Source organism: Luteimonas cucumeris, from assembly GCF_007830035.1.
In the GTDB taxonomy this organism is placed as follows: domain Bacteria; phylum Pseudomonadota; class Gammaproteobacteria; order Xanthomonadales; family Xanthomonadaceae; genus Luteimonas_C; species Luteimonas_C cucumeris.
The window spans coordinates 1-1,216 of the sequence record NZ_VLKN01000024.1 but is presented as its reverse complement, the minus strand read 5'-3'; the positions used below and the strand labels follow the sequence as shown (position 1 = coordinate 1,216).

At 55.3% G+C, this 1,216-nt stretch carries 1 protein-coding gene; it reads right to left on the bottom strand.

The features are described 5' to 3' along the window. Positions 1-437: 437 nt before the first annotated feature. A partial coding sequence (locus IP90_RS16495) for a hypothetical protein (RefSeq protein WP_206751925.1) occupies positions 438-1,216 on the bottom strand: 779 nt, incomplete at its 5' end.

Sequence of the window (1,216 nt, the reverse complement as noted above, 5' to 3'; positions counted from 1 at the left end):
TGACAAAACTCTCTTGATCCTCAGTTCCCATGATGCCTCCCATGCCATCTAACGCTGGAATTAAGCCGAACCGCGAAGCGGTTTCGGCTTGAATGACTTGTTATGCGGTGGTGCCCAGTGAAGCCGCCAATGATGGAGGCTGCGACTGCCAAGACCCCCCGACCCAGGCGCAAGAGTAGCAATTGCCGTGACCGGCTGCTTTAACCGGAAGCCACCCAACGTGGAGTAACCGAAGCGACGGCGTGGTGGGCGAAGGGTGGATGCTGCAGGAAGAATGCGACGAACTAGCCCGATCGCCGTGCGGGAAGAACTGTCCGAAGGCGGTACAGCAAACGCGACACGATGGACGAAGCAACACCTGTGACGGCGTGAGTTGCAACACCGTATAACGCCTGAACTAAGCCGAACCGCGAAGCGGTTTCGGCTTGAATGAATTGTTAGGCCTCATTGCTGGGAGGCCGAAAGTTGATGTTGGCCTTAATGATAAGGTCTGCGCCCGCTTGAGAACCTTGCAGCCCTGCCGCGCTGATTGAACGCTCAAGAGATGCCTCAAGAATAGCTACGAACTCCGACATGTTGCCAAAGACCTCAGAAAGGTTGGCCATGTGCTCCCCAGCGGCAAGGTGAATGTACCCGGTTGGGATGTCCATGATTTTGCCCGCGGGTACTTTGGCTGGATGGCTGCCTACTTGAGTGGTCCCCGGCACAACCACGCAAAGCAGACCTTGGTGTTTAGAAAGGTCCGTTACCGTGAACCAACTAAGTGATCCTAGCGCCGTGCCCTGCCGCGCTACGACGTAGTCAGCTCTTTGCGCTAGATGGTCCGCCACATTGCGAAGTTGACGGACAGGGGCAGCCACCTCAAAAAAAGACTTTTGGCCTGAGGGAGGTGAGCCGAGGTGAAAGTTAGGCAGTAGTTCTAACAGAAGCCTGAAACGATCTACGGCATCAACAAAAGACCAGGCGTCTAAATAGGCAGCGGCATACACGCTGCTCTTTGGGGTGTCGTCAGTTGTCGCGATCTTTGTAAGTGTGTGTTGTAAGCGGCGGTATCCAAGTTGCGCAATCTCGGCAGCGTGCCGGATACCGTCAAGAAAAAGGGCCTGCTTGCGATCATGCTCCGTGGGAAGTCGATAGAAAATCGAGTCCGGCTTGATCATTGGTATGAGGCCTAACGCCTGAGTTAAGCCGAGCCGCGAAGCGGCTTCGGCTTGAA